Raw genomic sequence first — 24272 nt, 5'->3', positions numbered from 1 at the left:
GGAAAACCTGAGGGCGCCTCATACGCTCAGCTGTGACGCTCTCATATATGCCACTACAGACTGGCGGTGTACTGGTCGTACTGCTCCTTATTTGCAGGAGGTACAATGTCGCCACTCTTGATCTTGTCGCCGACCTCAATAGCGGCGTTGTAAATCTCGTCGCCCATAATGTCGTGGTTCTCAGGAATGCCGACTGCATCATCAGAGAGACCGAGGTCGATGCTGCTGCCACCCTCGAGATCGCCGGTGAGCAGACGTTTTGAGACGTCGTCGACTGCGACGTTGCACTTCTTCAGAGCAGAAGTCAAAACGTTTTCAGGAGCTAAGTGCCCCTGGTCGAGGTCAGCACCGATAGCATATTTACCAGCATCTTTTGCAGCATCGATAACGCCGACACCGACACCACCAGCTGCATGGATTACAACGTCGCAACCATCGGAGAACATCTTGTTTGCGATTGACTTACCTTTTGCAGAGTCAGAGAAGGAATCAGCATACTGAACTTCGCACTGTACGTTGAGTCCCTGCTCTTTGTTTGCATAGTCGATGCCGGCTCTGTAGCCGTACTCAAACTGATCAATAACATCGGAGGTGATACCGCCGATAAAGCCGACCATTGCGCTCTTGCTGAAGCGGGCCGCAATATAGCCGCACATAAAACAGGACTCTTGTGCGCGGAAGGTCACACCGGTGATGTTGCTACCACCAGTTGGGTTTACATTATCGATTATTGCAAACTGAACATCAGGATTTGCTTTAGCGGCATTGCCAACTGCATCTGCCATCGCAAAACCGATACCCCAGATCAGGTTCGCCTCATCGTCGACTGCCTTATCGAGGTTGGTTGCGTAATCAGATTCCTGCTTGGACTCGAGATAGCTGACATCCCAGCCTTCCTCGTCCTGGAGCTTCTGCAGTCCCTGCCAGGAGCTGGAGTTGAATGACTGGTCGTTGACACCTCCGGTATCGGTGACCATCTCAACCTTATATTTCTTGCCAGCGTCTGAGGAACTATTAGAATTTGAAGAATTGTTGGAGCTGGAAGATTCGCCACAACCTGCCAGGAAAGCAGCGGCGCCAAAAGCGCCTATACCTGCGGCTCCCCGTAAGAACCCACGCCGTGAAACATTATCAGACGCACCCATTTGAGATCCCCTTTCGTCTGTTTGCACACCTTGTACGTGAAACGATACAAACAATCCATTATTTAACCAATAAGATCACACCCACCAGTTCACAACCTATCCATCAGTAGCGAGTGTCAGTGCTATTTTCATCATACGCGTCAGACTCTCCTGACGCTCCTGTGCAGAGAGAGACTCTCCGGATGCAGGCTTGTCTGAGATCGTAAGAATCGTCAGTGCCTTCTTACGAGCACGCATCGCATTGAGGTAGAGTGCAGCTGACTCCATCTCCACTGCAAGAACTCCCATGCGAGCCCAGCGATCGTTAACCGTCTCATCGTCGTTGTAGAAGACATCAGAGGAGACCACGTTGCCAACACGAACCGGGTAGCCTAAACAATCTGCTGCATCTGCTGCCTTGCGGAGCAGACCAAAATCTGCAATCGGCGCTAAGGTCCCTGGAGCGCGGAACTGCTGCGCATAGTTAGAGTCCGTGCACGCACCTTCCCCAAGCACAATATCGCGGACATCTACATCAGGAGATAGAGCGCCGGCAGTGCCGATACGTACGATCGTCTCAACGTTGTAAAAGTGATACAGCTCATAGGAGTAGATACCGATGGATGGGATACCCATGCCGGATCCCATAACGGAGATACGCTCTCCCTTATAGGTGCCGGTATAGCCAAACATGTTGCGTACCGTGTTGAAGCGCTTCACATCAGAGAGATAGTTATCGGCAAGCTTCTCTGCACGCAGCGGATCCCCTGGCATCAAGACGAACGGCGCGATTTCACCTTCACGTGCTTCGTTGTGGGGTGTTGGAACATTTGGCATAGTCGCTATCCTTCCAAAATCTCTTTGACGTGGGAAACCCCTGCTTCAAGTGAGGGAGCTCCCAAGTAATCAAGAACCGTTGCTGAAACATCAGCAAAGGTCGGACGAGTACCGAGATCGATACCCTTACGAGCCTTCGGACCACAGACTAACCATGGCACATACTCACGGGAATGGTCAGTAGACGGTGTGACGGGGTCACAGCCATGGTCTGCGGTGATCATCAAGAGATCGTCAGGATGCAATCCTGCCATAATCTCAGGGAGTTTCTGATCGAAATAGTTCAGTGCATGTGCATATCCAACGGCGTTGTTACGGTGACCATAGACCATATCGAAATCAACGAGGTTTGTGTAGCACAGGCCGTCGAAGTCCTTCTCCGTTGCCTCTATCGTGCGATCAATACCGTCTGCATTGTTCTTGGTGTATACAAAGTCAGTGATTCCACGATGCGCAAAGATATCGTAAATCTTTCCGATTGAGAGAACATCTTTACCCTGCTTCTTGAGCACATCGAGCATCGTTGTGCCCGTAGGTTCCAGTGAGAAATCGTGACGATTGCTCGTACGCTCGAAGTTCGGATACTGACCGATGTACGGACGGGCAATGACGCGGGCTACACCGTTTTTGCCAGTTAGGATCTTACGAGCGATCCGACAGTATTCGTACAGCTGCTTAGGCGGAATCAGATCTTCATGTGCAGCGATCTGGAAGACACTGTCTGCTGAAGTGTAGACAATCAGCTCACCGGTCTTGAGTTGCTCTTGACCATAGTCGTGAATCACTTGCGTACCAGAATAGGGCTTATTGCACAGGACTCCACGTCCGGTCTGCTTCTCAAACTCCTCAATGATCTCTTTGGGAAATCCATTGGGATACGTTGGGAAACGATGCGGTGAGATGACACCTGCCATCTCCCAGTGACCCACGGTCGTATCTTTGCCGGCAGAAGCTTCCCGTAACCGCGCAAAAACACCTTCAGGTTTGTTGATCGGGGCAAGCGTTGTAGTGTAGGGAGACTTCAGTGCGCCCTCAATATTCAACAATCCCAACTTAGTCATATTCGGCACGTCGAGTTCACCAGTTGATGCGCAGGCACACAGGGTGTTACTTCCTTCGTCGCCCCACTCAGCGGCATCTGGTTCAGCGCCAATACCAAAACTGTCGAGAACAATGAGAAATATACGTCTACTCATGAGGGGTACCCATCTCTACGGGTGCTGTATTGAAACGGAAAACGGCTTAAACTTAGTATCATGGAAATATAACTGTAACAGTAGAATGACTATGCCCATCGGTGCTGTTTTATCGCCGAGCGGCTTTTGCTTATCGTAAATAAACATATGCTTATACTGGAGCTAATCACTGTATCTTTCAATGGTCACAGGTATTGAAAGGGCATGCAAATAGCTCTATCAAAGACGCATAGAGCATGCTCGACACCGAAGGAGCGCTCCACGATGCTCACCGACAGAGAACAACAGATCTTAAATTGGATCCGTATCAACCCCTCCATTACACAAAAAGAGATTGCTGAGCGTGCTCATATCTCACGCTCCTCGGTAGCTGTCCACATCTCCAACCTCACGAAGAAAGGTGCAATCTTGGGGCGTCGCTACGTATTGGCTGATAAGCCTTATATTGCCGTGGTGGGAGGAACCAATATGGACCTCGCAGGACACCCTGCCTACGCCCCAAGAGCCCACGACACAATGCCAGGTACTGTTACCGTCTCCGCTGGTGGGACTGCCAGAAACATCGCTCACAACCTGGCACTGCTTGGCTGTAATGTGAAGCTTATCACTGTCTTTGGGGATGACATTAGAGCAACCGAGCTTGTCAATGACTGTCGTAAGTTGAATATCGATATCGACAACTCGATCACCATCCCCGGTGGAATCACCTCTATGCATTTGTTTATCATGGACGAACAAGGTGATATGACCCTCGCAATCTCAGATATGAAGATCCTCGATCAGCTCACTCCAGAAGCCCTCGAGTCACGTCTAGGTGTGATCAACCACGCACAGGTATGTGTAGTCGATACCAATATCTCTATTGAGTGCTTAGCCTATCTCGCAGACCACGTCAGAGTACCCCTGTATTGTGATACGGTCTCTACCTCCAAGGCACTGAAGGTGAAGGGCTTAATTGGCAAACTTGACACTATTAAACCGAATCAGCTCGAGGTAGAAACCCTCACCGGTGTCCATATTACCGATGACAGAAGCATGAAGCTCGCGGCAAAAAAGCTCCTCGATCAAGGGGTGAAACGGGTTGTCATCTCCCTTGGAGCACGAGGAGCCTATGCAGCTGATCGCAACAATGTGGTCCGCATCCCCAGCTTTGCCTCAAACATTGTAAGCACGACTGGAGCCGGTGACACTATGATGGCAGCCATCACCTGGGCGCAAACCCGCGGTGAATCCCTTGCCAACACCTGTGCAGCAGGAGTGGCAGCAGCTGCCATTTGCACGGAGTCCTACTCCACCGTAAACCCCGCCCTGAGTGCAGACAACGTACTTTCTCGCATGGCAGCAGCTGGGTATGACTCACAGCAATAGAGGAAAGGACTCAACCAAAGACCCCGCAAGCGTCTGGAGTGGAAGTGTCCCTGGGAGGTCTATCATCGCCAGTCGTTGCACTTGCTCTGAGGATTCGCTGCTGCATTGGATGGTGATATCTGGTCCTCTTCTGATATAGGTTTCGTTCTTTCAAAGAAAGCATCTATTACCTTCGCTGGAATTTTGTTGTTGATCGTTGAGTGGGGACGTTTTCTGTTGTAGTAGCCCTCAATGAATTCAACTTGCGCATGTATGGCGTCCTTTCTTGTTGCAAAGCTTTCTCGCTAGTACATCTCGCCTTTAAGAGTGGCAAAGAAAGACCTCTCTACGACACTATCGCAGCAGGTACCCTAAGCGGCTGCAGGAGAGCCTCACATCGTTTCTCTTAAGCCCATAGAGCATAGAGCCAGTAGCCTAGGGAAACGATGATCAATGCCCCATAACGTGTTAAAGGGGACCGACCACACGATTTTTCGCGGCCGGTATGCGGGAAAGGCAGGGAAAGATGCTCATCCAGCACGTGCAGGAGCCGCCATCCTGACATTTATCCTGCCGCATGCACCGCAAGAAGGCTCCAAGACGGATCAAGCGACGCTGAGAGCCGGGAGGTGCAGCCTGCCGGCAAAAGATGCACATGGGTAAGGTTTGCAAGGACGAGAAAGACTTGAGTGTGCAGGCATCTTCTCTATCCTTCTGTAGCGCTTCCTTAAGGGGCAGAAGCGCCGCTTCACGATAAGGAAGGGATGCTTCTACCTTTAAGCGGCCGGATGCCTTCCTGGACTCGATGCCTTTTTCGGAGAAGAGTGCACAGGCAAGGCCTTCTATGGTCGAAGGCTTCCTTGCGACACTTTAGCGCATAGATGAGAGGTGTGGGTCTTTATGCGTCCTTAAGGGCGCTTCGCTATACCTATATAGCCTAAAGTCTGCGCAGCAGAACCTGTCATCTTCCCTTACGAGTGCATGTGCCACAGGATATGTCAGATACATTCTAAGCGAACGTCTCCACACCATGCACAAGGCCACCTGCGGCATCCACGCCGATATGTGCCTTGTATCCGATACGCCAGGCTCCCCCTCGTATTATTAAGTGGTAGCTTTCCTTTACCTGTTCCTGGTAAACGGCTACATTGTCATCAGATGCTGTGGAGTGGTCTTGCTCCCCTACCGCTCGACGGTTTTAGAGAGGCTTCAGCCACAGCCTCTTTGCTGCATTGTTGATCAGTTAGATACCGCATGACGGTTTATGTAGAACGAGGATACGATTGGCAGAAAGCCCTGTGGTCTGACGACAGCATCAGAACAATCAGCCGCTTCTTTGATCTTAAAGATGATCTACGTTGGAATCGATGTCGCCAAGGACAAGCACGACTGCTGCATTCTTGGTCCGGACGCTGAAGAACTGTTCCCGGTCTTTACCATCCGGAACAATCGCGAAGGCTATGATGAGCTGTTCAGAAGAATCGAGACGGCCTCAAAAGACCTGTCCCAGATAAAAGTAGGGCTCAAGGCTACCGGCTACTATTCCTACAACATCTTGGGCTCGCTTCTTGATCGAGGCTACCGCACCTTTGTAATCAACCCACCTCACACAAATCTTTACAGAAAAGGTCAGCGCCTTAGAAAGACGAAAACGGATAAAGTCGATGCCCGCTCCATTGCCAAAATGCTTGTGACTGATAAGACCCTCAGGCCCTACACGGATACATCTTACCCCAGCGAAGAGCTGAAGTCATTGACCAGATACCGCTTTGATCTCATCCAGAGGAGAGCGAAGCTGAAGACATCCATCACCAGGCTGGTGAACATTGTATTCCCCAAACTGGAAGGCCTCGTCCCAACGCTTCACATAAACACCGTCTAGCGCCTGCTTGAAGAAATGCCCGGTGCGTCATGTGTTGCCAATGCCAACCTCACACATCTGAAGTCCCTGCTCTGTGATGCCTCCCGTGGCCGGTATGGCCGAGAGAAGGCGATCGAGATCCGGAATGCGGCCAGATCCTCTGTCGGATCAGAGATGTCTGTAAGATCCATAGAACTCAAGCAGACGATCCGCCAGATCGATGCCCTGACTGCCGACATCGAAAAAGTAGAAGTTTCCATTCGAAAGATTATGGACAAGAGCAGCTCTCCGATCATGACAATTCCCGGCATCAACTACCGGATGGGAGCCATGATCCTGGCCGAGATTGGCGATTTCAACCGCTTTGACAATGCGGACCAGATCCTTGCCTATGCAGGCATGTCGCCATCTACCTACCAGTCCGGGCAGTTGACATCCACCTATGCCCATATGGAGAAACGAGGCTCCAAATACCTCCGCTTCGCCCTCTTCAACGCCGCTATATACGTCTCCAAGTGGGACGAGCGGTTTGGCCTGTATCTGGCTAGAAAGCGTGCTGAAGACAAGCACTTCTATGTCGCCCTGTCGCACGTGGCAAAGAAGCTGGTCAGAACCATCTACCGGATGGAGCTGACCCATAGCGAATACCAGGCAGCGTAAATCTTACAACCCATAGCCTTTTCTTAGAGCCCTATTCCCGAGACTCTGTTCGTCATGCAGTTTTCAAGGTACTGATCTATCTAAAACACGTCTCCGTGTTTTATTCGAAAAATGGCTCTTCGGTAGTTTCTATGGGCGGAATCCGCCCAAGCGCCCAGATGGGAGCGCGGTGACAAGGCAAATAAAGGAGAACGGCCCCGTCTGGGGCCGTTCCCGCGTCGGGCAGGGTAGGGCTACGTCTGCTACAACAACCTAGCGGAAAGGCCCTGACGCATGAACAGGATACTACGCTGCGCGCTCGCGCTGGCGCACACCGTGATCGAATACGTACGCATCGACGACGACCGAGTCGTCGTCGGGGTGAGGCCGTGGAGGAAGGATGGCCTGCGCTGCCCCGTCTGCGGCAAGAGATGCGGCTGCTACGACAGGTCGCCGAGCCCGCGATCGTGGAGGGCGATGGACCTGGCCCGCTCGACGTGCTTATCTGGAGTACGCGACGAGGCGGGTCGCCTGCCCGGAGCACGGCGTTCTGGTCGAGGCGGTGCCCTGGGCGAGGCCCAGGTCGCGCTTCACGCGCGACTTTAAGGAGTGGGTGGTGTGCCTGGTGCTGCGCGGATCCGGCCAGCGCCGTCGCGGAGCTCTCGCGCGTGGAGTGGCACACGCTCGGCGAGGTCTACGCCGACCTGCAGGCCGCGCGCGGCAAGGGGCGCTTCGAGGGCGCAAGGCGCATCGGGATCGATAAGACCTCCTACAAGAAGGGCCACAAGTACCTGATTGTCGTCGTCGACCACGACCGGGGATGTCTGATATGGGCCCACGAGGGGTACGGCAAGGACGTGCTGGGCCTTTTCCTGGACGAGCTCACCTGAGAGCAGAGGCGCGCTATCGAGGTCGTCACCGCCGACGGCGCGAAGTGGATAAAGACGCTACTCCGGCGCCGCTGCCCACACCGCGCGCTGGGTGATGGACCCCTTCCACGTCGTGCAGTGGATGAACGACGCGCTCGACGAGGTGCGCCGCGACGAGTGGCGGGTCGCGAAGAGGGCCGCCCGCGAGGCGACGCCCCCCGCGAGACCGGCCGGGGCGGCCGCGGAAGGGCGAGGAGACCCCGGCGGAGGCCAGGGCGCTCAAGGAGGCCGCCGACGCGATCAAGGGCAGCTGCTTCGCCCTCGTGAAGAACCCCGAGAACCTCACCGACGCGCAGCGCGCCAAGCTCGACGCGCTGAAGAAGAAGGCGGGGTCGCGCCTGTTCAGGGCATGGGAGTTGAAGGAGGACCTGCAGGCGGTGTTCAGGGCCGGGTGAGCCAGCGAGGCCGCGGCGTTGCTCGACGCGTGGCTGCGCGCCGCCGCGTACTGCAGGATCAAGCCCGTCGTCGCCGTCGAGAAGAAGGTGCGCAGGCGCAGGGCCGACGTGGTCGCGGCGGTTGAGTGAGCTGTAATCTTTTGGTGGACAGTGGGATTCAGGGACTGGCAACAGATATGCTCTGTCCAGATACCCACCCAGCACAGTCAACAGATTGAAGAGATGAGATGTCGCTAAGCGCAAGCGAGATAGAGAAGGCAAAGTCCCGCACGAAGCCGGAAACACCCAAACACTACACTGAAGAAGTATTGCCTCGAGGCTATCGACTACTACAGGAAGGCACGTAAGGCCAACCCTAAGAAGAGCATCAGAGAATGCGCCGCGAAGCTTGAGGCCAACGACAAGACCTTAAACGACTGGATCATCAAGCACTCAAAGACCAAAAGGGTCACCCAGGAAAGGATCGAGGAGCAGAAGGAGCTCGACGCAGTGAAGAGGCGCATACACGAGCTCGGAAGCGAAAATAAGTTCCTAAAAAAGAGGCAGCCTTCTTCGCCGGAAGCCTCTGACCAAGGACAGGTTTTAGCTCATGCTGGAGAAGAGGGCAACCTACAGCGTATTGATGATGGCACGCGTACTGGAGGTGAGCAGGGCTCACTTCTACAGATGGCTCAAGGCCAAAGGCGGCGAGGATCCGTGGGGTCCCCTCAAGGAAGCCATCTGCGCGATATGGGAGGAAAGCGACAGGCGCTTTAGCTTTTGCAAGGTCTGATCCAAGCTCACAGGCGACCCAAAGTTACGCAAAATTTACAGGCACGACCCGCTACCGCGTGCGCAGGTGCATGGCTAAGCTTGGGCATCTGCGGCATCTGATCCAATGCCTCCAAGAGGACGATACTGCCCGCACCTGATACCCCCGAGCGCCCCGACCTCATCCGGCGCGACTTCTCGTGTCTTGTGCCGACAGCCAAGCTCGTGGGAGACACAACCTATCGCAGGACCACGGCAGGCTTTATATATCTTACCGTCGCACACGATCTGTGCACACACATGGTGGTGGGCTGAAGCATACAGGACAACATGAGGGCAGGCCTTGTCGTCTTTGCCCTGAAGATGGCATATTCGCGCGGATACGTGGCCGGAGGGGCCATATTCTAAGCAGCCCAGGCAGCCAGTACATAAGCTCAAAGCTGGCCGCCTGCTCAGCCGCACACGACGTGAGGCTCTCCGTGGGGAGAACCGGAAGCTGCCACGACAATGCGCTCGCCGAATCGCTTTTCGCCACGCTCAAGAACGAATGGTACTACCATAAGCGCCTCTTAGATGCATCCACGACCAAGCACAAGGCACACGAGTTTAATCGAGTCGTACTACAACCGCTTCCGCCCGCATAAGTCCATAGGAGATCGCGTGCCGGCAGAGGTGATGCAGGAGTTCTTCGAGCGCCTCGAGAGAGGCCTTGCATACGATCCGGAGGCGATGCAGGTCGCATAAAAAATCTGAGATTCCTCTGTCCATTATATTGACAGGGCTCAGAGCTCGGAACCGGCAACGGCCGCGTCGAGTCGATCAACAACAAGATCAAGGTGACGGTCAAGATGGCCTATGGCTTTCGCAACGCGGACAACCTGATCGGGCTGCTCATGCTGAGGTGCTCGGACAGCAAGCCGCAGCTTCCGGGGAGGTCAGGGAAAAGCGCGAGAAGGAGGGCCGCCTAGATGGGACTGCCTCCCATAGAAACTACCGAAGGCTCCGAAAAATCGTAATTTCATGATTGACTTTTAATAGTTAGTCTTTCTTGGACTGGTGCGCTTTAAGGGTTACGCGTATGGTCCTTGTTCTTCGTTAAGCTTTAGAGCCCAGGTGAAGGTCGCATCCACAATAGAGCCGCCCCGCGCCGTGGTCCCTGCCTTTTCGAGCTCTAAGTTCAGGTCGTGAAGCACAAGCTTTGCCGAACTCCTCTCGCTTTAAGGCTATGGCGCATCTTCGCAAGTGTCGTCGCATCTAGCACCTGCTCAGACATGAGGTCTACGTGCACAGAAGCACTGCCAGGACCGACAATCCAGGATAGCATCCTTAGGTTCTTTTGTCTTAAGAGAGCAAACATGACCTGCAGCAGATACATCCTAAAGTATCGTCTTTGCAGCGCGCACATGCCTGACAAGAGCCTGTCAGTGGTAGCTGGTATCTACCCGTGCAATCCAGCTATCCCACACAACGATTGCATCCATCCGCTCCAGGAGTGCCTCCCGCCGGGTCTTTCTCCTCAGACCTTAGGATTTAAGGTCGGCAGATTGTCAAGCTGAGTGCAACATCTCCCTAAAGACCTCGTTGGCTGTCCTGTATTTCAGGACCTTCCTTGGCCTGTCGCAGATCAGCTCTACCGCATACCGGACCTCCTCGTTTGTGACCTTGCTGAAGTCTGTGCCCTTAGGGGAAGAACTCCCGCAGGAGCCCATTGGTGTTCTTAACTGTTAGCTTCTGCCATAGATGGTGAGGGTCGCAGAAGTAGAACTGCACGCCTCCCAAGGCCTTTGTGACATCTGCATGCCCTGCGAACTGCTTGCCCCTATCCGGAAGTGAGCGTCTTAAGGGGACGTCCCTGCAGCAGCCCGACCTCGGCCTTAGAGACGCTCCCGCTGTCGTGGTGGCTCTTTCCGCGGCAAGCAGCCTCACTGCCCTGTCGGCAAGCACGAGCAGGCACATGGGTCCTGCTGCCACGAGTGTGTCGTCTGCCCACTCGATGAGGCGAGACCTCGCATCGGCCTGCTTTGGCCTCTCATCCACGGTGCGTAAGATCCTGATCTTGCCCCTCGTCTTAGGCCCCTTCCTGTGCAGGCGGCGCCGCACCTTGCCTTCGGGGCCGGATCCCGGCAGCTCGAGGGCGCCTGCATGGACCTCCCGGTAGATCGTCGAGAGGCTCAACGGTGCACCTGCCGCCACCCTCGAGCCTGAGATGTCGTCTATCTCCTCCAGGGACCAGTGTCTGTCCATGATGAGTAAGCGCACCTTCTGCGTAAGCGCAGGGTCTGAAAGCCGCCTTTTCGCCCTGCATCTCCTGCGGCGCTCATCCGCCCTCCTTTTGGGCAGCACATGCCCTAAAGCGGCCGTGGCGTGCGTTTCTCTTGAGCTTGTGGCAGACGCTGCAGCTGTCCTTGCCGATCTCTGCCGCGATATAGGCAATTGATCTTCCCTCTGCATGCAGCGTGGCTATGCAGTCCCTCTCCTGTAGGCTTGAGATGCTTGTAGTGGCACATTCCTTTTAGCTTTCGACGTTGATGTGGACAACCAACATCGTAGCCTTCCGGAGTGTGCCACGCTTGCATCCAGCGGGCTATCCTGTTGCACTTAGAATGCTAATCCACCGGTCTTAAAAACTCATCAGGCTATCCATATCTTCCTTTTGGATATGCTGGAATGTGTGGATGTAGCTATACTATATCCAGAAGACAGATAGGCATCTATGTGGGTATGGGCACTGCGTGGTTCGAGACATTTTGAGCCGATGTCATACAGCGTACAGCCCCAGCTACCTCATCGAGGCGAATTAATCATCGTTTCCCTAGGGAAACGATAATTAATGCCCATGCCGGCTGCGAAAGGCCACGTGGCTGATCCTCTTTGGCACATTATTGGGAATTAATCATCGCTTCCCTAGGGAATCGAATCCGCAGGCACTTCATTGTCGAAACCCCCAAAGCTCGCAGAGGCCCCCAAGGGCTGTCTCTCACAGTAATGGGCAGCACATGCGCTACAAGGGATGCATGTGGTACGCAAAGATCGATGTGGTGGAACTCAGGTATTCCATGGCGGACAGAGGCACCGAGTCCATCATGAAGTGGGCACATGAGAGAGGCCTTACAACCTTGACCTATGGAACGCTTGGCGGCGGCATCTCCACCGGTGCCTTCAGGACCCTTCCGCACTTCGATGAGAAGGATATCTGCTACACGTTCTATACCGCCTTCAAGGAGCCCCTGTTCTCGAAGGTGCAAAAGCTGCTCTGGGATATGGATTCCATTACGGAAAGGCATGAGCGTCCAGTCTCTCAGGCGACGCTTGCTTGGACCATGCAGAAGGAACTTGTGACTACAGCACTTGTAGAATGCTCTTCGTCCAAGAGGGTCAAGGGGAACTGTACCACTGTTACGCTCGAGATGACAGCAGACAAGATAACATTCCTAGATAGCTCTATCGAACGCAATCTGGCATAGGAGGCTCGGAACAATCAGCTGTCTTTAGAAGAGGCAGTGTTAACTTTCTCTCGAAGCAGCTCGTCGACAAGTGCATCGGCTACGGCAAACTCTGTGAAGCGGGAATTGAGGTCTATCTGGCTGATGCTGAGCTGATCTGATGCTGCATAGAGAGCGATGCTTGCCATCTTCCAGAGAGGGCTTTCCTGATCCGAGCAGACGACAATGGTGGTGGCCTTGTTCTTCTTTGCAATGGCTGCGGCTTTCACTACAGGAATGGTCCTGCCTCCAGAGGAGAAGATGACAATAGCATCCTTGTCTGTGAAGCCGGCGACATCGCGGTAGACGAAAGGTGGATCCAAATAGCGACGACAGGATTTACCGATGCGCGTTAGGTAATCGGAGAGATATTCTGCAGGGAACTCTGACAGTCCTCTTCCGAAGAGCACGAGGCTGTGTGCCTGCCAGATAGCTGCTACAGCTTTCGGAAGAAGAGATAGTAACGACTCTTGGAATGTGAGCTTCGTCTCGCGGAGGAGAGCATCTTGTGCTGTTCTGGCGCTGTAATCGGAAACATCTTCCTGTACTGAGACACTGCGTTCCCTGAGTTCATTTCTGACAAGGAAGCGCAGCTCGGCATAGCCCGAGAGGCGGAGCTTCCTGCAGGCACGTTCGATGACCGCGGCGGAGGTATAGCTTGCAGCAGCAGCTTCCTCAATGCTCCAGCTGGCGATGTCGTTCAGGTGCAGCTCTGTGAAATAGAGGAAGTCAAGCTCTCCCTGTGTGAGCGTTGACAAGATGTCATCGCGGAATGCCTCGATCATACGTGTGCCTCCTTGGCTATTACCTGCCCGTGGAGATGGCGGTGGGTATAGGTGCGAGCAATTTCGTCTGTGACTGCAATGATGCCCAGACGCGAGGCGATGCGGGGATTGGCCCTTGGTGCGCTCGTTGCCAGAAGATGGATATCGCAGAACGTGATGAGATCGCTCGTGAGTGAGCTGGTGATGCCAATAACAAAGAGGCCACGATTGTGCGCCTCTCGAGCAAGGTCGAGCGTTGACCCTGTGCCCGAAACGCTGGCGCAGAGCACGATAGCGTCTGGCGATGCGCTCGAGATAGCATCGAGCGAGAGCTCATCGTTTGGCATGCAAATAGTCGGGCAGGACGCCGAGAAGAGATAGTGATGAAGGTATTCAAGCGCAGTATGCGTAAGGCCGCCTCCGACAAGGATGATGGTATCGCGTTCTGCGAAGAGATCAGCAGTGCGTTCTATCTCCTTGGCTTGGTTAAGATGGGATACTGCGGCAATCTCTGCGGGGGTGTCACGCTTGGGCATATCGAATGCAGAGACTGCCGGATGCCTCTGCCGTTTGAGAGCGAAACGGTATTCAGCGTAGCCAGAATAGCCGAGCTTGCGGGAGAGCCTGATCACAGTTGCAGCAGAACAGCCTGCTGCATTTGCCAGCTCTCGTGCGCTGAGGTCGGCAGCGTCCTTGCCATGGTCTTGGATATAGCGAAGGACAGAAAGCTCTGCTGAAGTGAACCTGGATGCTGTTTCCGGCATGCTTTGTGCTCTCCTCTGGGATACAAGACAGTTTGGAAATGTTTCTGATTTTGAAACATGTAACAGATTATGACATGAGTTTCTGTAACAGCCTCCGGGTCACTTGCGGGATTCCGCAGGCGGTATCTTCATGTTGCGCGCAGGGAAGAGAAGAGAAAAAGCCCATCGTACCTGCGCTGATATGAGGATTGGCAGGACAATGACGTACCTGCTCAACCAGATCCGAGAGGTGAATTGCAATGGCAGAGAAGCGTTACAACGTGTGCATCGTCGGCGGTGGCAGCACCTATACGCCGGGCTTCCTCAAGAGCTTCGTGAGGCTCCAGAAAGATTTCCCGCTCGCAAAGCTCGTCCTCTTCGATATCAATGGCCCGCGCCAGGAGCCGGTCGGAAAGTTCGGGGAGATCCTCTTCCGTGAGATGTATCCCAACGCAGAAATCAGCTACACCACTGACGAGAAGACTGCCTATACCGACATGGACTTCATCTTCATGCAGATGCGCTCGGGCGGGCTTGAGGGCCGCCGGTCGGATGAGCATACCTGCTTCGATCATGGCATCATCGGCCAGGAGACGGTTGGCGCTGGCGGCATGGCCTACGGCATGCGCTCTATTGGCGACATGATTCATGCTATCCATGCCATCCGCCAGTACTCGCCGATTGCTTGGTGCCTCAATTATTCCAACCCCGCTGCCATCGTGGCAGAGGCTCTGCGTCGCGAGTTCCCGGAAGACAAGCGCATCCTCAATATTTGCGATCAGCCTGAGAATGTTGTGCGTTCCACGAGCCGCCTTCTTGATGTCGACTGGAACGATCTCGAGCCAGTCTACTTCGGCCTCAACCACTACGGCTGGTTCACCCACATGTACTACAAGCCGACGGGCGAGGATCTCATGCCCAAGATTCGCAAGCTTGTGCATGAGAAGGGATTCCTGCCGCAGGATGCAGAGCAGCGCGATCCTTCCTGGCTCGAGACGTATGGCAACGTCCAGATGATGATGGAGGATTACCCTGAGTTCCTGCCGAACACGTACGACCAGTACTACCTCTATCCGCTCTACAAGTTCCAGCATCTGAACGAGGAGCGCATGGCAGCCGGTAACAAGACCCGCGCTGATGAGGTCATCGAAGGCCGCGAGAAGCGTGCGTTCGGCGAGTGCCACCGCTGCATCGATGCCGGCACGACCAAGGGCATCGTCGACATCCACTCTGACGCGCATGCTGAGATGATGATCGAGGTGGCTTCTGCCATTGCTCACAACTCCGGCCGCCGCTACATCATCATCACCGAAAACAATGGCCTCATCAACAACATGCAGGACGATGCAATGGTCGAAGTCGTCGCGGAGCTTACAGCCAATGGTCCGCGCCCGATGGGCGTCGGCAATATCCCGCAGTTTTATCTCGGACTCCTTGTCCAGCAGGTCTCCTGCGAGAAGCTGCTTGTCGATGCGTACTTCGAGCACAGCTACCAGAAGGCGCTTGAGGCAATGACGCTGAACAGGCTCGTGAACGATACGAAGAAGGCCCACGAGATTCTCGACATCCTGATTGAAGAGAACAAGGACTACTGGCCAGAGCTCAAGTAGCATCGAACGCTACAAGAAGTGCTTGAAACGGTCTGCGCCAGGTCTGGGGGACATGCATCTGGCACAGGCTGTATTGCCCGCATACAGCAAAATGGCGGGTTCCATCTCTATGACAGGGATTTTTGACCAAGGGGGAAGCATGGGAGAGAAGAAACAGAAGGGTAGTGTGATGAACTACCTTTCGAAGCTGGGCCAGAGTCTGATGCTGCCGATAGCAGCGCTCTCGGCTGTAGGCCTGCTTCTGGGCATCATGAGTGCTCTCACGAAGGATGCAGTCATCGCTGCTGTGCCGGCGTTTGCGCCGACAGCACCGGTCGGATTTGTCTTTGCCACCATCAAGTCGGTTGCAAACGCAGTCTATGCACAGATTCCTGTGCTGTTTGCCATCTGCCTTGCTCTTGGTCTCGCCAGGAAGGACAAGGAGATTGCTGCCTTCGCTGGCTTTGTGGGCTACTACACGTTCATTGCTGCTGGCGCTGCAATGGTCAAGAGCGGTCTCTTCGACTTCAGCTCTCTTGATACAGCTACGGTCCTCGGAGTCGAAGGCGCACCGAATATGTCAGCCTTCGGCGGCATTCTCGTTGGCTGCCTGACAGCTGCTCTGCATGACCGCTTCATTGATACGAAGCTCCCTGTTGCCATCTCCTTCTACGGTGGCAAGCGCTCTGTCGCAATCGTCGTGTTTGTTGCAATGCTTATTCTCGGCATTCTCTCGCCGTTCATCTGGCTGCCGCTCTCGATTGCCATCATGGCTCTCGGTACGGCTATCGCGAGCCTCGGCAACTTCGGCGTCTTCCTCTTTGGCCTGGCTGAGCGTGGTCTCATCCCGACCGGCCTGCACCACATCATCAACCAGCTCTTCCGTACGACTTCCATCGGCGGTGTGCTCAATGGTACCGAGGGCTGCCTCAACATCTTCTACCAGTATGTCGACACCATGGGCACTGCTGCGCTGTCTGATTACACCCGCTATCTTGCAGAAGGCAAGTTTGCATTCATGCTCTTCGGTCTCCCCGCTGCAGCTCTTGCCATCTATCGTTCTACGCCCGAGAACAAGCGCGACGGCGTAAAGGCTCTCGTTGTCGCCGGTGCCGTGACGGCATTCGTCTCCGGTATCACCGAGCCGCTTGAGTTCTCGTTCCTCTTCGTGGCACCTGTGCTCTATGCCTTCCACTCTGTGATGGCTGGCCTTTCCTTCATGCTCACGCATATGCTGGGCGTCTCTATCGGCGGTACGGGCGGCGGCATCATTGACTTTGTCATCTGGGGTGTCCTGCAGCCGGGTTCCCGCTGGTACATGGTTATCCCTCTGGGCATTGCCTACTTCTTCATCTACTACTTCGTGTTCTACACGTACCTCACGTCTCATCACATCGTGATCGATGCACCGGATGACTCTGCTGAGGTCACCGAGAAGGCAGAGATTGCTGAGGGAACCATGACGCCGCAGCTGACCTACATCATCGAAGGCCTTGGCGGCGTAGACAATATCGTCAACATCAACAACTGCATCACGCGTCTTCGCGTCGATGTGAAGGACATGTCCCTGATTGACGAAGACATGCTCAAGAAGTCGGGTTCCATGGGCGTCAAGAAGATGTCTGATACCCATATCCATGTCATCTATGGTCCGGCAGTCGAGAACATCGCAACGCAGCTTCATAGCGTGCTCAAGATGTAATGAACGTGTGATGCCCTTCTAATTGTCAAGTCGTTTTGAGCATGCGACTCTGGGCAATGATGTCATAGTACAGCTCGCGCGCTATGTATCGCTTGACGCATCGTATCGCCTCGAGCTTGGAGTGCCCCTTAGACATCTTGCGGGCCACCTAAGCGCGAGTCCTGTCGTCCGTCCTCAGCCTTCCTGGTGCAGCGATGTGTATCGCGCTGTTCGCTGCCCTGCCAGCGCCCCTGTTGAGCCTGTGGAGTGTCGTGAGCCCCGACGACACAGGACGCGCTGCCACCCCGCACAGCAGAACGACGACTCGCTGCTTGAGCCTCTCCGGATTGTCCCCCACTCTGATCATCAGCTGGACAGCGCCCTGCGAGCTGACACACTTCTCCTCGAGCAGGAGTGGCGCCACCTCCTCGAGGATGGCCCCGATGGCCACGTCGAGGTCCTGGTAGCGACCGGCGAGCGCGGAGTCGGAGGCCGAGACGATCAGGGAGCGGATCTGCTCGATCGCGGCCTTGCGCGCCATCGCGGCGTCGTGGCGTCGTCCTTGCCCCTGCTGCGCCTGATAAAGCGGTCGGGGCACTCAGCTCGACGACCTGCACGTGCTCGCGCGAGAGGTGCTTAAAGCAGCTCCGGCACCGTAGGTCCCCGTGCACTCCACACCAAAGTGGGCCACCTCGCCGGCGTCGACGGCGACATAGATGACCCTTTCCACCTGCCCTTGTTGCATGGGCGACCTTCGACTGCCTGCGATTGTGCTGTCGCCTCCGCCATTTGCCTCTCGGGCAGAACAGTAGGGGGACGCCTGACGGCTCCACGCCCCAGGCGTCCGACAGGTCATAGAAGCGACACCGATCGGGTCGGTTTTGTCACGGGTCAGGGCGCCGGGGGGCACGTCCCCCACCAGACTCGCACATCCCATCGGACGGCGAAGCATCTGGCATCTCCGAGTCTTACTATTTAATTAAGTCAGAATTTCGTCTTTGAGCATGACGTGACCCCAATACCTATGTTAGAATGGCACACAAAGGCCGTACCTGGTTCAAGCTAGCTATCAAAGGCATCACCGCTTACACCAGCACCCCTTGGAAAGACACCAATGCAATCGCCGGAGCCGCAGAGGCTATCACAAGTATCAGAAACCAGGTCATGGCATTACCAAAGGACGCGGAATTAGGCTCGGCAACGATCATCTTCGGGGAGATTAAAGGTGGCAAATCAGCCCTATGTCATACCTGATGAGTGCACCACCTGGGTCGATGTGCACTTAGTGCCGCCCACAACGCCCGTCGATGCAGAGAAGATCGTAGAGCAGGGCATCACAACTGTACAACTGCAGAGAAGCAGGCCCTCGGCGTGAAGGGAAACTACACTGTGACCAGCGATCGGTCGGCAATCCCCTCACACACTGACACTCCCCTGCGTGCGGCAGTCAAAGAGGCCACTAAGAAGGTAACTGGCAAACCGGCAGACCTCACGATCTTTACCGGTTATAACGACTCCGCAGTTGCGGCAGGAAAGACCGGCAACATCAACTGCGCCTCCTACGGGCCAGGCAGCCTGGAGATCGCTCACAGGCCGAATGAGTTCGTGCCGTTAAAGGATATCGAGCGGGTACATGCAGTATTCCGCGAGTTGCTACTCACCCAGGGTTGGAATGCTTAGCAACTTAAAGCCCAAAGAGACATTCGGGTGCTGCTCTGAATCACAATCCAGGACAGCATCGCTGTATTTCCCCAGTTGTTCTGAGTCCCTTTGTTCAAAATATGGAAACTGCATGCATGAACATCCGAGTTTTGCACGAGGGATATTAAGAAAGAGGAACGGGTATCAGCAAGTTAGTTGAAGATAAGAACGAAGGGAGAATTGATCATGGAGTATCAATTCACAAAAGACAACTTTAAGTCTGAGGTACTCGACAGCAAAGAGCCCGTCCTTGTAGATTTCTACGCTGATTGGTGCGGCCCCTGCCGTGCAATGATGCCGATCGTCGAAGAGATCGCTAATGACTACGATGGCAAACTCAAGGTCGGCAAAGTCAACTCCGATGAGCAGCAGGAGCTTGCGGCTCAGTTCAAAGTCATGAGCATCCCGAGCTTCTTCATTATCAAGAACGGCAAAGTCGTCGACCAGATGGTCGGTGGCATGCCAAAGGCACAGCTCGAGCAGCACATCAAGGCGCAGCTCTGAGAAGCGCTTTGAATCCGTAGGACCCCTTTCTCCTACGAGGGCGGCACCAGTTGTACCGGCGCCGCCCTCTCTGCATTGAAGCACGTAAGTTCACGAATATATAAGCGCAGAGGCCAGAGAATCCTTACCGGATTCTCTGGCCTCTTATCGTCCCACTATGAACCGATCAATGCCTGTTGCCGGTATACCCTACTCAGCATGCTTACGGATCAGGTGTCCGACCAGTAGAATCGGAAGCGCCACCTCGGTGACTCCCAAAATCTTCAGCGGGATCAGTGAATTCTCAGAAGGCATCGATCGCTTCGGCACATTGGCATACGGATCCGGGCGCTGTGCCTCTTTACGCTGTGTCTCTCTTCTCCTGCGGGCCACCCACAGATCGTGCTCCACTCGCTTTGAGGTCCTTTGGATGTTCTCACGCATGGTCTCAGGCTGCAGATCTTTGCTAACCTCAATCGCCGTATCCTTCATCTTACCGAGCAGTGTAGGCCGCTTAGCCCGTGCGGCAACATTCTCCGGATCGTTCTCAAACATCCAAGGTGCGTGCTTGACTCTCCAGTAGGTCGAGCCTTTGCCGATTACGCCAGCAAGCTGGGTAGCTATGGTGCCCCACTGCGCCATCAGTGCCAGACCCCATCTTCTCCAACCGTATTCGGAGCCATAGAGCACGCCGATGTGGATTGCAGACCGGCGGGTGTAGAACCGTCGTGCCATTGTGCAGAACGCAGACTGCAACCCCCAGGGGCTCATCTTCTTCGGCTGGAAGGTGGCATTCATCATATCGAAGGCTTCCCAATCGCTCACCTGGTGCTCTGAGCCATCCAGGATCATACGGCCCTCTTTCTTGAACCTATCGTAGACCGGTGTTCCCGGGAACGGGGTGAGCACCGCCGGTTGCAGCTGGTAGGCGTCGATGCTCTTAGCGAAGTCAGTGGACCGCTTCAGGTCGTCAATACCGTCCTCATCGATACCCAACACGATGGAGGCGATGAGCTCGATACCGTGGTCGCGGCAGGCTTTGCCCGCACGCTCGATATCGTCGATTGTCTGGTGCTTGTTGATATCGTTTAAGGCATCCTGGTTGAGGGACTCGATGCCGATCAGAATACGCGTGCAGTGTGCTGCCGCCAGGGCGTCAAGCAGATCCGGATAGTTTGCGATATCGGTACGGCCGAAGAAGAAGGTCTGTTTGAAGACCAAACCTTCGTCGACCATCCGCTTGCAGATCTCCTTCGCACGCTCCTTGTTGGCGGTAAAATTGTCATCCTGGAAGTTCATGTACTCGAAACCCATCTCCTTGTAGTGACGGATTTCGGCGATGACGCTGTCGATGCTGCGTTGACGATAGGGATGAAACATGCGGGTCGTGGTGCAGAAGCTGCATCTGAAGGGGCAGCCACGGGACGTCAGGACATCTGCTGCCTCGCAGGGGGTCTTGAGGATTGAGTAATCCGGGAAGGGGACCTCATCGAGGTTGCAGACCGGCTTGGCATGGACAATCTTGTCAGTGTTGCGGCCCTCAACGCAGTCGAGAATTGAGTTCTCGCCCTCGCCGATCATAACCTGATCGGCGTGCTGCAGAGCTTCCTCTGGGAGCGCAGAGGCATGGAGGCCACCTATAATGATACGGGCATGGCCCTCGCGCTTGAAACGATCCGCGATCTCATAGGCGCGCGGCGCATTGCTCGTCATCGTATACAGGCACAGCACGTCAGTGCGTCTGATCAGACGGTCGTAGTCAAAGGAACCGTTGAGCTCCTCATAGGCCTCAACGTCGTGCCCGGCCTTTTTCACGATGCCGCCTAAGATCAGCGGCCCCGTGATGGTATCGGGGTGACCATAGACGTCAGCACCCCAACGATAAGCCGGCAAACGCCTGAAGAATGGCGCCGATGTAATGAATGTCACATTCATCTGCGATTTCCTTCCTAACTGAGCACTGCCAAACACATAGGCTTAAGCATGGAGCGGTCCCAGGGATCTGTGGGATGTACGGGGGATTGCAACCACAGTACCGATAGAACAGCGATGGTTGCCACGACGTCTCACGCATTGCCTATGCACATACAGCAACAGCCGACTGCGCGTCTACCCGTCAATCCGGATAGCTTCAGCCAACTGATGGACGTAGGACAAGCGGACATCTCTTCACCTCTGTAATCCACGGGATGCATTATCGCCCACAGGCACTGTCGAATCTCATCGACGAAACCCATCTGTCCCACCTTCTCACTGTAGATAAGTGTGAACACAGTGAGAAGGTGAGTCAAGCCATCAGCATCAAAAATGGCTTGGTCCAGTATCAATAGGGTTCGCAAGAGAACGGAAATCTCAGAGAGTGCGCCACTACTTCGCCACAATCCCCAGCTTCTCAAAGGCCTTGTCATACGGCGCGTGGCACATACCTTTTTCGGTGATGATGCCGGTAATCAGGGAGTGGTCGGTGACATCGAAAGCCGGGTTGAAGACATCGATGCCTTCCGGCGCCATGCGCTCCTTGTACCACATCTCAGTCACTTCGTCCTTGTCCCGCATCTCGATGGGGATCTGGTCTCCGGTCGGGGTGGCCATATCAATCGTAGAGCTCGGGGCACAGACATAGAACGGGATACCATAGTAGTGCGCCAGGATTGCGACACCGGAGGTACCGATCTTGTTGGCGGCGTCCCCGTTTTTCGCTACGCGGTCACAGCCGACAAAGACCACCTGGATCTTCCCTGACTTCATCAAGATTGACGCCATGTTATCGCACTGCAACGTCGTGGTGATGCCCGCGTTGTGCAGCTCAAAGGAGGTCAGGCGTGCACCTTGCAGCAAGGGTCGCGTCTCATCGCAGTACACGTGCATATCGGTGCCGGCCCAGCCGTGTTCCAACGCGATATACATCGGAGCAGTCGCAGTGCCGTACTTGGCTGTGGCCAAGGTACCCGCATTGCAGTGTGTCATGATACCGACAGGCTGGCCGTCCTTCTTCAGGTCCTTCAGGATCCTGTAGCCGATCTCACCGATGTTGCGGGAGATCTGAACATCCTCTTCACGGATTTTATCCGCCTCAACAAAGAGGTCCTCTTTGATCTGATCGAGCGGCTTATCCTTCTCAAAGAGCGCTTTTTGGTCCATCCGGTTGAGGGCCCAGAACAGATTGACTGCGGTCGGACGGGAGGAAGCCAGGTAGTCTTTGTCCGCCTTGAACTCCTTATAGAAGCTGTCGAAGTCAGAAGCCTCAATCTCCGAGGCGAGAAGCGCAATGCAGTACGCTGCAGTTACGCCGATCGCCGGCGCCCCTCTGACGCGCAGCTTCTTAATCGCGTCCCACATCTCCTCTTTGGTCGTGAGGTTGATACGCTTGATCGTCTCCGGCAACAGGGTCTGGTCGATAATGTTGACGGCGGTGTGGTCCGGCAGCATCTTGACAGTGATGACCTTGTCAAAGAACGCTTCTACATTGCTGGTATCGCCCATAGCTGATCTATCCTTCTTCCCTACTTAAGCGTCGCTTCAGCAGTTTCCTTGGCGCGTGCGATTGCATTGAGGTAATCCTGACCTTTGCGGAAGAAGCTCTGATGCATGATGAGCTCTTTGCCGCACAGGATGTTGATGCGCTCGGCTAATAGGCGCTTCTTCTTGTCCTTGATGGAGGTCACGTCGACGACGTTGGCCATGCCCACAGTACGGCGGTGCAGCTCGGTGCCGGCAAAGCCTGCGGTGTCATCGAGGATAGAGCTCAGGTACCACTCTTTGAAGCCCGGCACTGTTGCCATCGGCTCGGTCACGTGCTCATCAAAGGCTTTGTTGAACTTTTCAATAAACATGTCGACAATGTCGCGGATGGTCGTGAGCGTCCAGTCGCAGAACTTCGTGTCGTCGGCTGCCAATCCATTATCATAGGCAAAGATCAGATTCGCCACGATGTTGCCGGTATCGTAGCCCATTGGGGCATAGGTGCCGAACTCAGAGTCAAAGACCTTAGTGGAGTCCGGCTTAACGAAAATTGAGCCGGTGTGCAGGTCGCCTTGGATCAAAGCCTGTGCATCGGTCATGAACTTAAACTTCAGCTTGGCCACCTCCAGATGCAGCGCCTTGTCCTGATAGAGCTGCTTCTCCACGAACTCACGGTTAGGCGGATAGACGTTGTTGCGGTGGTTGAGATCGTTATAGGGCTCCATCAGCACGAGCTTCTCAGTGATGTCTTCCAAATCCGGGTTGATGAACTTCCTCACGAGCTTCTTCTTCTCGATATGGTCCATCACCACATCGCTGGAAAGCAACAGGGTGTCGACCATGAAGGTCGAGATATCGTCAGCAAAGTGCGGAAAGGTCTTGTGCTCGAGCATAGCATCACGCATGACCTCGTAGTCCGAGCAGTCCTCCATCGCACAGGCGCACATCGTAGTGTCATAGAAATAAACGCGCGGGACCATACCAGGGGCAAGTTTGTCCTCAATCCCCAAGATCTCAGACTCCAACTTGTTACGGTCCTTTGAGGGCTTCATATCCTTGGAGATACGGGTCTGCTCGCCGGCCTGCTTCACATAGACCGAGTGGCCCTTTGCATCGGATACTCTAAACACATAGTTGATATTGCCGTGCTCGGCCGGCATGACTGCTTTAATCGTATCCTTATCCCAGTCGATACCGATATCCTTCTCCAAGATGTAGTCAACCACATCCTGCTCATCCATCTCAAAATAGTGGTCGAAACGAGACATAGCCTTCCTTTCGCTTGTCAT

At 54.7% G+C, this 24272-nt stretch carries 28 protein-coding genes and 2 pseudogenes; 17 read left to right on the top strand and 13 right to left on the bottom strand.

The window, feature by feature from the left end; translation table 11 throughout:
- Window positions 1–53: 53 nt before the first annotated feature.
- The 3 genes from J4859_RS04115 to J4859_RS04105 all read right to left on the bottom strand — a co-directional run bounded on the left by J4859_RS04115 (window position 54) and on the right by J4859_RS04105 (window position 3157).
- Entirely contained in the window at window positions 54–1145 is a 1092-nt protein-coding gene (locus tag J4859_RS04115; protein ID WP_212333088.1) for a BMP family protein, read from the bottom strand.
- 96 nt (window positions 1146–1241) lie between these two features.
- A complete protein-coding gene (deoD, locus tag J4859_RS04110) occupies window positions 1242–1961 on the bottom strand; it encodes a purine-nucleoside phosphorylase (RefSeq protein WP_212333086.1) in 720 nt (239 codons plus the stop codon).
- A gap of 5 nt (window positions 1962–1966) precedes the next feature.
- A complete protein-coding gene (locus J4859_RS04105; protein ID WP_212333084.1) occupies window positions 1967–3157 on the bottom strand; it encodes a phosphopentomutase in 1191 nt (396 codons plus the stop codon).
- Window positions 3158–3421: 264 nt separating this feature from the next.
- Here J4859_RS04105 and J4859_RS04100 point away from each other — a divergent pair, with 264 nt between their 5' ends.
- From J4859_RS04100 to J4859_RS17480, 11 genes and pseudogenes are all read left to right on the top strand, one after another.
- On the top strand, window positions 3422–4525 hold the full coding sequence (locus tag J4859_RS04100) for a PfkB family carbohydrate kinase (protein WP_212333082.1): 1104 nt from the start codon (window positions 3422–3424) through the stop codon (window positions 4523–4525).
- A 1327-nt stretch (window positions 4526–5852) separates the two neighbouring features.
- Entirely contained in the window at window positions 5853–6386 is a 534-nt protein-coding gene (locus tag J4859_RS04095) for a transposase (RefSeq protein WP_212333080.1), read from the top strand.
- Between the two features lie 15 nt (window positions 6387–6401).
- Window positions 6402–7025, top strand: a complete 624-nt coding sequence (locus J4859_RS04090) for a transposase (RefSeq protein WP_212333078.1) — start codon at window positions 6402–6404, stop codon at window positions 7023–7025.
- A gap of 273 nt (window positions 7026–7298) precedes the next feature.
- The gene (locus tag J4859_RS04085; RefSeq protein ID WP_212333077.1) at window positions 7299–7610 is read left to right on the top strand and encodes a hypothetical protein; all 312 of its coding nucleotides are present in this window, start codon (window positions 7299–7301) and stop codon (window positions 7608–7610) included.
- Window positions 7567–7767 (top strand): helix-turn-helix domain-containing protein, encoded by a 201-nt coding sequence (locus J4859_RS17490; RefSeq protein ID WP_212333076.1) that lies wholly within the window; start codon window positions 7567–7569, stop codon window positions 7765–7767. The genes J4859_RS04085 and J4859_RS17490 overlap by 44 nt, the downstream gene beginning before the upstream one ends.
- Entirely contained in the window at window positions 7673–7894 is a 222-nt protein-coding gene (locus J4859_RS04075; RefSeq protein ID WP_212333074.1) for a transposase, read from the top strand. The genes J4859_RS17490 and J4859_RS04075 overlap by 95 nt, the downstream gene beginning before the upstream one ends.
- A 91-nt stretch (window positions 7895–7985) precedes the next feature.
- Window positions 7986–8069, top strand: a pseudogene (locus J4859_RS17485) (transposase); the annotation flags it as partial.
- Window positions 8070–8172: 103 nt separating this feature from the next.
- Window positions 8173–8328, top strand: a complete 156-nt coding sequence (locus tag J4859_RS16030) for a transposase (protein WP_371812283.1) — start codon at window positions 8173–8175, stop codon at window positions 8326–8328.
- A gap of 589 nt (window positions 8329–8917) precedes the next feature.
- A complete protein-coding gene (locus J4859_RS04065) occupies window positions 8918–9100 on the top strand; it encodes a hypothetical protein (RefSeq protein ID WP_212333070.1) in 183 nt (60 codons plus the stop codon).
- 445 nt (window positions 9101–9545) lie between these two features.
- Window positions 9546–9722, top strand: a complete 177-nt coding sequence (locus J4859_RS16025) for an integrase core domain-containing protein (protein WP_212333015.1) — start codon at window positions 9546–9548, stop codon at window positions 9720–9722.
- Window positions 9723–9887: 165 nt separating this feature from the next.
- Window positions 9888–10046: pseudogene (locus J4859_RS17480) on the top strand (transposase); the annotation flags it as partial.
- Window positions 10047–10148: 102 nt separating this feature from the next.
- Here the strand turns inward: J4859_RS17480 and J4859_RS16725 are convergent.
- The 3 genes from J4859_RS16725 to J4859_RS17475 form a co-directional block, all read right to left on the bottom strand.
- Window positions 10149–10271, bottom strand: coding sequence for a hypothetical protein (locus J4859_RS16725; protein WP_256436816.1), 123 nt, complete (start codon window positions 10269–10271; stop codon window positions 10149–10151).
- A gap of 487 nt (window positions 10272–10758) precedes the next feature.
- A complete protein-coding gene (locus J4859_RS04050; RefSeq protein WP_212333066.1) occupies window positions 10759–11421 on the bottom strand; it encodes an IS30 family transposase in 663 nt (220 codons plus the stop codon).
- Window positions 11396–11569: a helix-turn-helix domain-containing protein gene (locus tag J4859_RS17475; protein WP_212335125.1), complete on the bottom strand. Its 174-nt coding sequence runs from the start codon at window positions 11567–11569 to the stop codon at window positions 11396–11398. The genes J4859_RS04050 and J4859_RS17475 overlap by 26 nt, the downstream gene beginning before the upstream one ends.
- A 391-nt stretch (window positions 11570–11960) precedes the next feature.
- Here J4859_RS17475 and J4859_RS04040 point away from each other — a divergent pair, with 391 nt between their 5' ends.
- A complete protein-coding gene (locus J4859_RS04040) occupies window positions 11961–12542 on the top strand; it encodes an aldo/keto reductase (RefSeq protein ID WP_256436815.1) in 582 nt (193 codons plus the stop codon).
- A gap of 14 nt (window positions 12543–12556) precedes the next feature.
- Here the strand turns inward: J4859_RS04040 and J4859_RS04035 are convergent, their stop codons facing one another.
- Entirely contained in the window at window positions 12557–13345 is a 789-nt protein-coding gene (locus tag J4859_RS04035) for a MurR/RpiR family transcriptional regulator (protein WP_212333061.1), read from the bottom strand.
- Window positions 13342–14088, bottom strand: a complete 747-nt coding sequence (locus tag J4859_RS04030; RefSeq protein ID WP_212333059.1) for a MurR/RpiR family transcriptional regulator — start codon at window positions 14086–14088, stop codon at window positions 13342–13344. The genes J4859_RS04035 and J4859_RS04030 overlap by 4 nt, the downstream gene beginning before the upstream one ends.
- Before the next feature lie 239 nt (window positions 14089–14327).
- Here J4859_RS04030 and J4859_RS04025 point away from each other — a divergent pair, with 239 nt between their 5' ends.
- Both J4859_RS04025 and J4859_RS04020 read left to right on the top strand, forming a co-directional pair.
- Entirely contained in the window at window positions 14328–15677 is a 1350-nt protein-coding gene (locus J4859_RS04025) for a 6-phospho-alpha-glucosidase (RefSeq protein ID WP_212333056.1), read from the top strand.
- Window positions 15678–15816: 139 nt separating this feature from the next.
- Complete coding sequence (locus J4859_RS04020) at window positions 15817–17358, top strand: PTS transporter subunit EIIC (RefSeq protein ID WP_212333055.1); 1542 nt, start codon at window positions 15817–15819, stop codon at window positions 17356–17358.
- 148 nt (window positions 17359–17506) lie between these two features.
- Here J4859_RS04020 and J4859_RS04015 read toward each other — a convergent pair whose 3' ends face one another.
- Both J4859_RS04015 and J4859_RS04010 read right to left on the bottom strand, forming a co-directional pair.
- The gene (locus J4859_RS04015) at window positions 17507–17935 is read right to left on the bottom strand and encodes a transposase (RefSeq protein WP_212333053.1); all 429 of its coding nucleotides are present in this window, start codon (window positions 17933–17935) and stop codon (window positions 17507–17509) included.
- Window positions 17936–18082, bottom strand: a complete 147-nt coding sequence (locus J4859_RS04010) for a hypothetical protein (RefSeq protein WP_212333051.1) — start codon at window positions 18080–18082, stop codon at window positions 17936–17938.
- Between the two features lie 287 nt (window positions 18083–18369).
- Between J4859_RS04010 and J4859_RS04005 the strand changes: the two genes are divergently transcribed.
- From J4859_RS04005 to trxA, 3 genes are all read left to right on the top strand, one after another.
- A complete protein-coding gene (locus J4859_RS04005; protein WP_212333049.1) occupies window positions 18370–18591 on the top strand; it encodes a peptidase dimerization domain-containing protein in 222 nt (73 codons plus the stop codon).
- Between the two features lie 3 nt (window positions 18592–18594).
- Window positions 18595–19017 (top strand): M20/M25/M40 family metallo-hydrolase, encoded by a 423-nt coding sequence (locus J4859_RS04000; RefSeq protein ID WP_371812175.1) that lies wholly within the window; start codon window positions 18595–18597, stop codon window positions 19015–19017.
- Between the two features lie 207 nt (window positions 19018–19224).
- A complete protein-coding gene (gene trxA, locus J4859_RS03995; RefSeq protein WP_212333045.1) occupies window positions 19225–19542 on the top strand; it encodes a thioredoxin in 318 nt (105 codons plus the stop codon).
- A 189-nt stretch (window positions 19543–19731) separates the two neighbouring features.
- On the opposite strand, the gene J4859_RS03990 is transcribed toward trxA, so the two are convergent.
- From J4859_RS03990 to mtnK, 3 genes are all read right to left on the bottom strand, one after another.
- A complete protein-coding gene (locus J4859_RS03990) occupies window positions 19732–21456 on the bottom strand; it encodes a B12-binding domain-containing radical SAM protein (protein WP_212333043.1) in 1725 nt (574 codons plus the stop codon).
- A 432-nt stretch (window positions 21457–21888) separates the two neighbouring features.
- Window positions 21889–23004, bottom strand: a complete 1116-nt coding sequence (mtnA, locus tag J4859_RS03985; RefSeq protein WP_212333041.1) for an S-methyl-5-thioribose-1-phosphate isomerase — start codon at window positions 23002–23004, stop codon at window positions 21889–21891.
- A 20-nt stretch (window positions 23005–23024) separates the two neighbouring features.
- Window positions 23025–24251 (bottom strand): S-methyl-5-thioribose kinase, encoded by a 1227-nt coding sequence (mtnK, locus tag J4859_RS03980; RefSeq protein WP_212333039.1) that lies wholly within the window; start codon window positions 24249–24251, stop codon window positions 23025–23027.
- Between the last annotated feature and the right edge of the window lie 21 nt (window positions 24252–24272).

The organism is Atopobium sp. oral taxon 416 (assembly GCF_018128285.1).
Lineage (GTDB): Bacteria > Actinomycetota > Coriobacteriia > Coriobacteriales > Atopobiaceae > Olsenella_L.
Note: the sequence above shows the minus strand (reverse complement) of the source record. Positions and strands in the feature narration are given on the sequence as shown.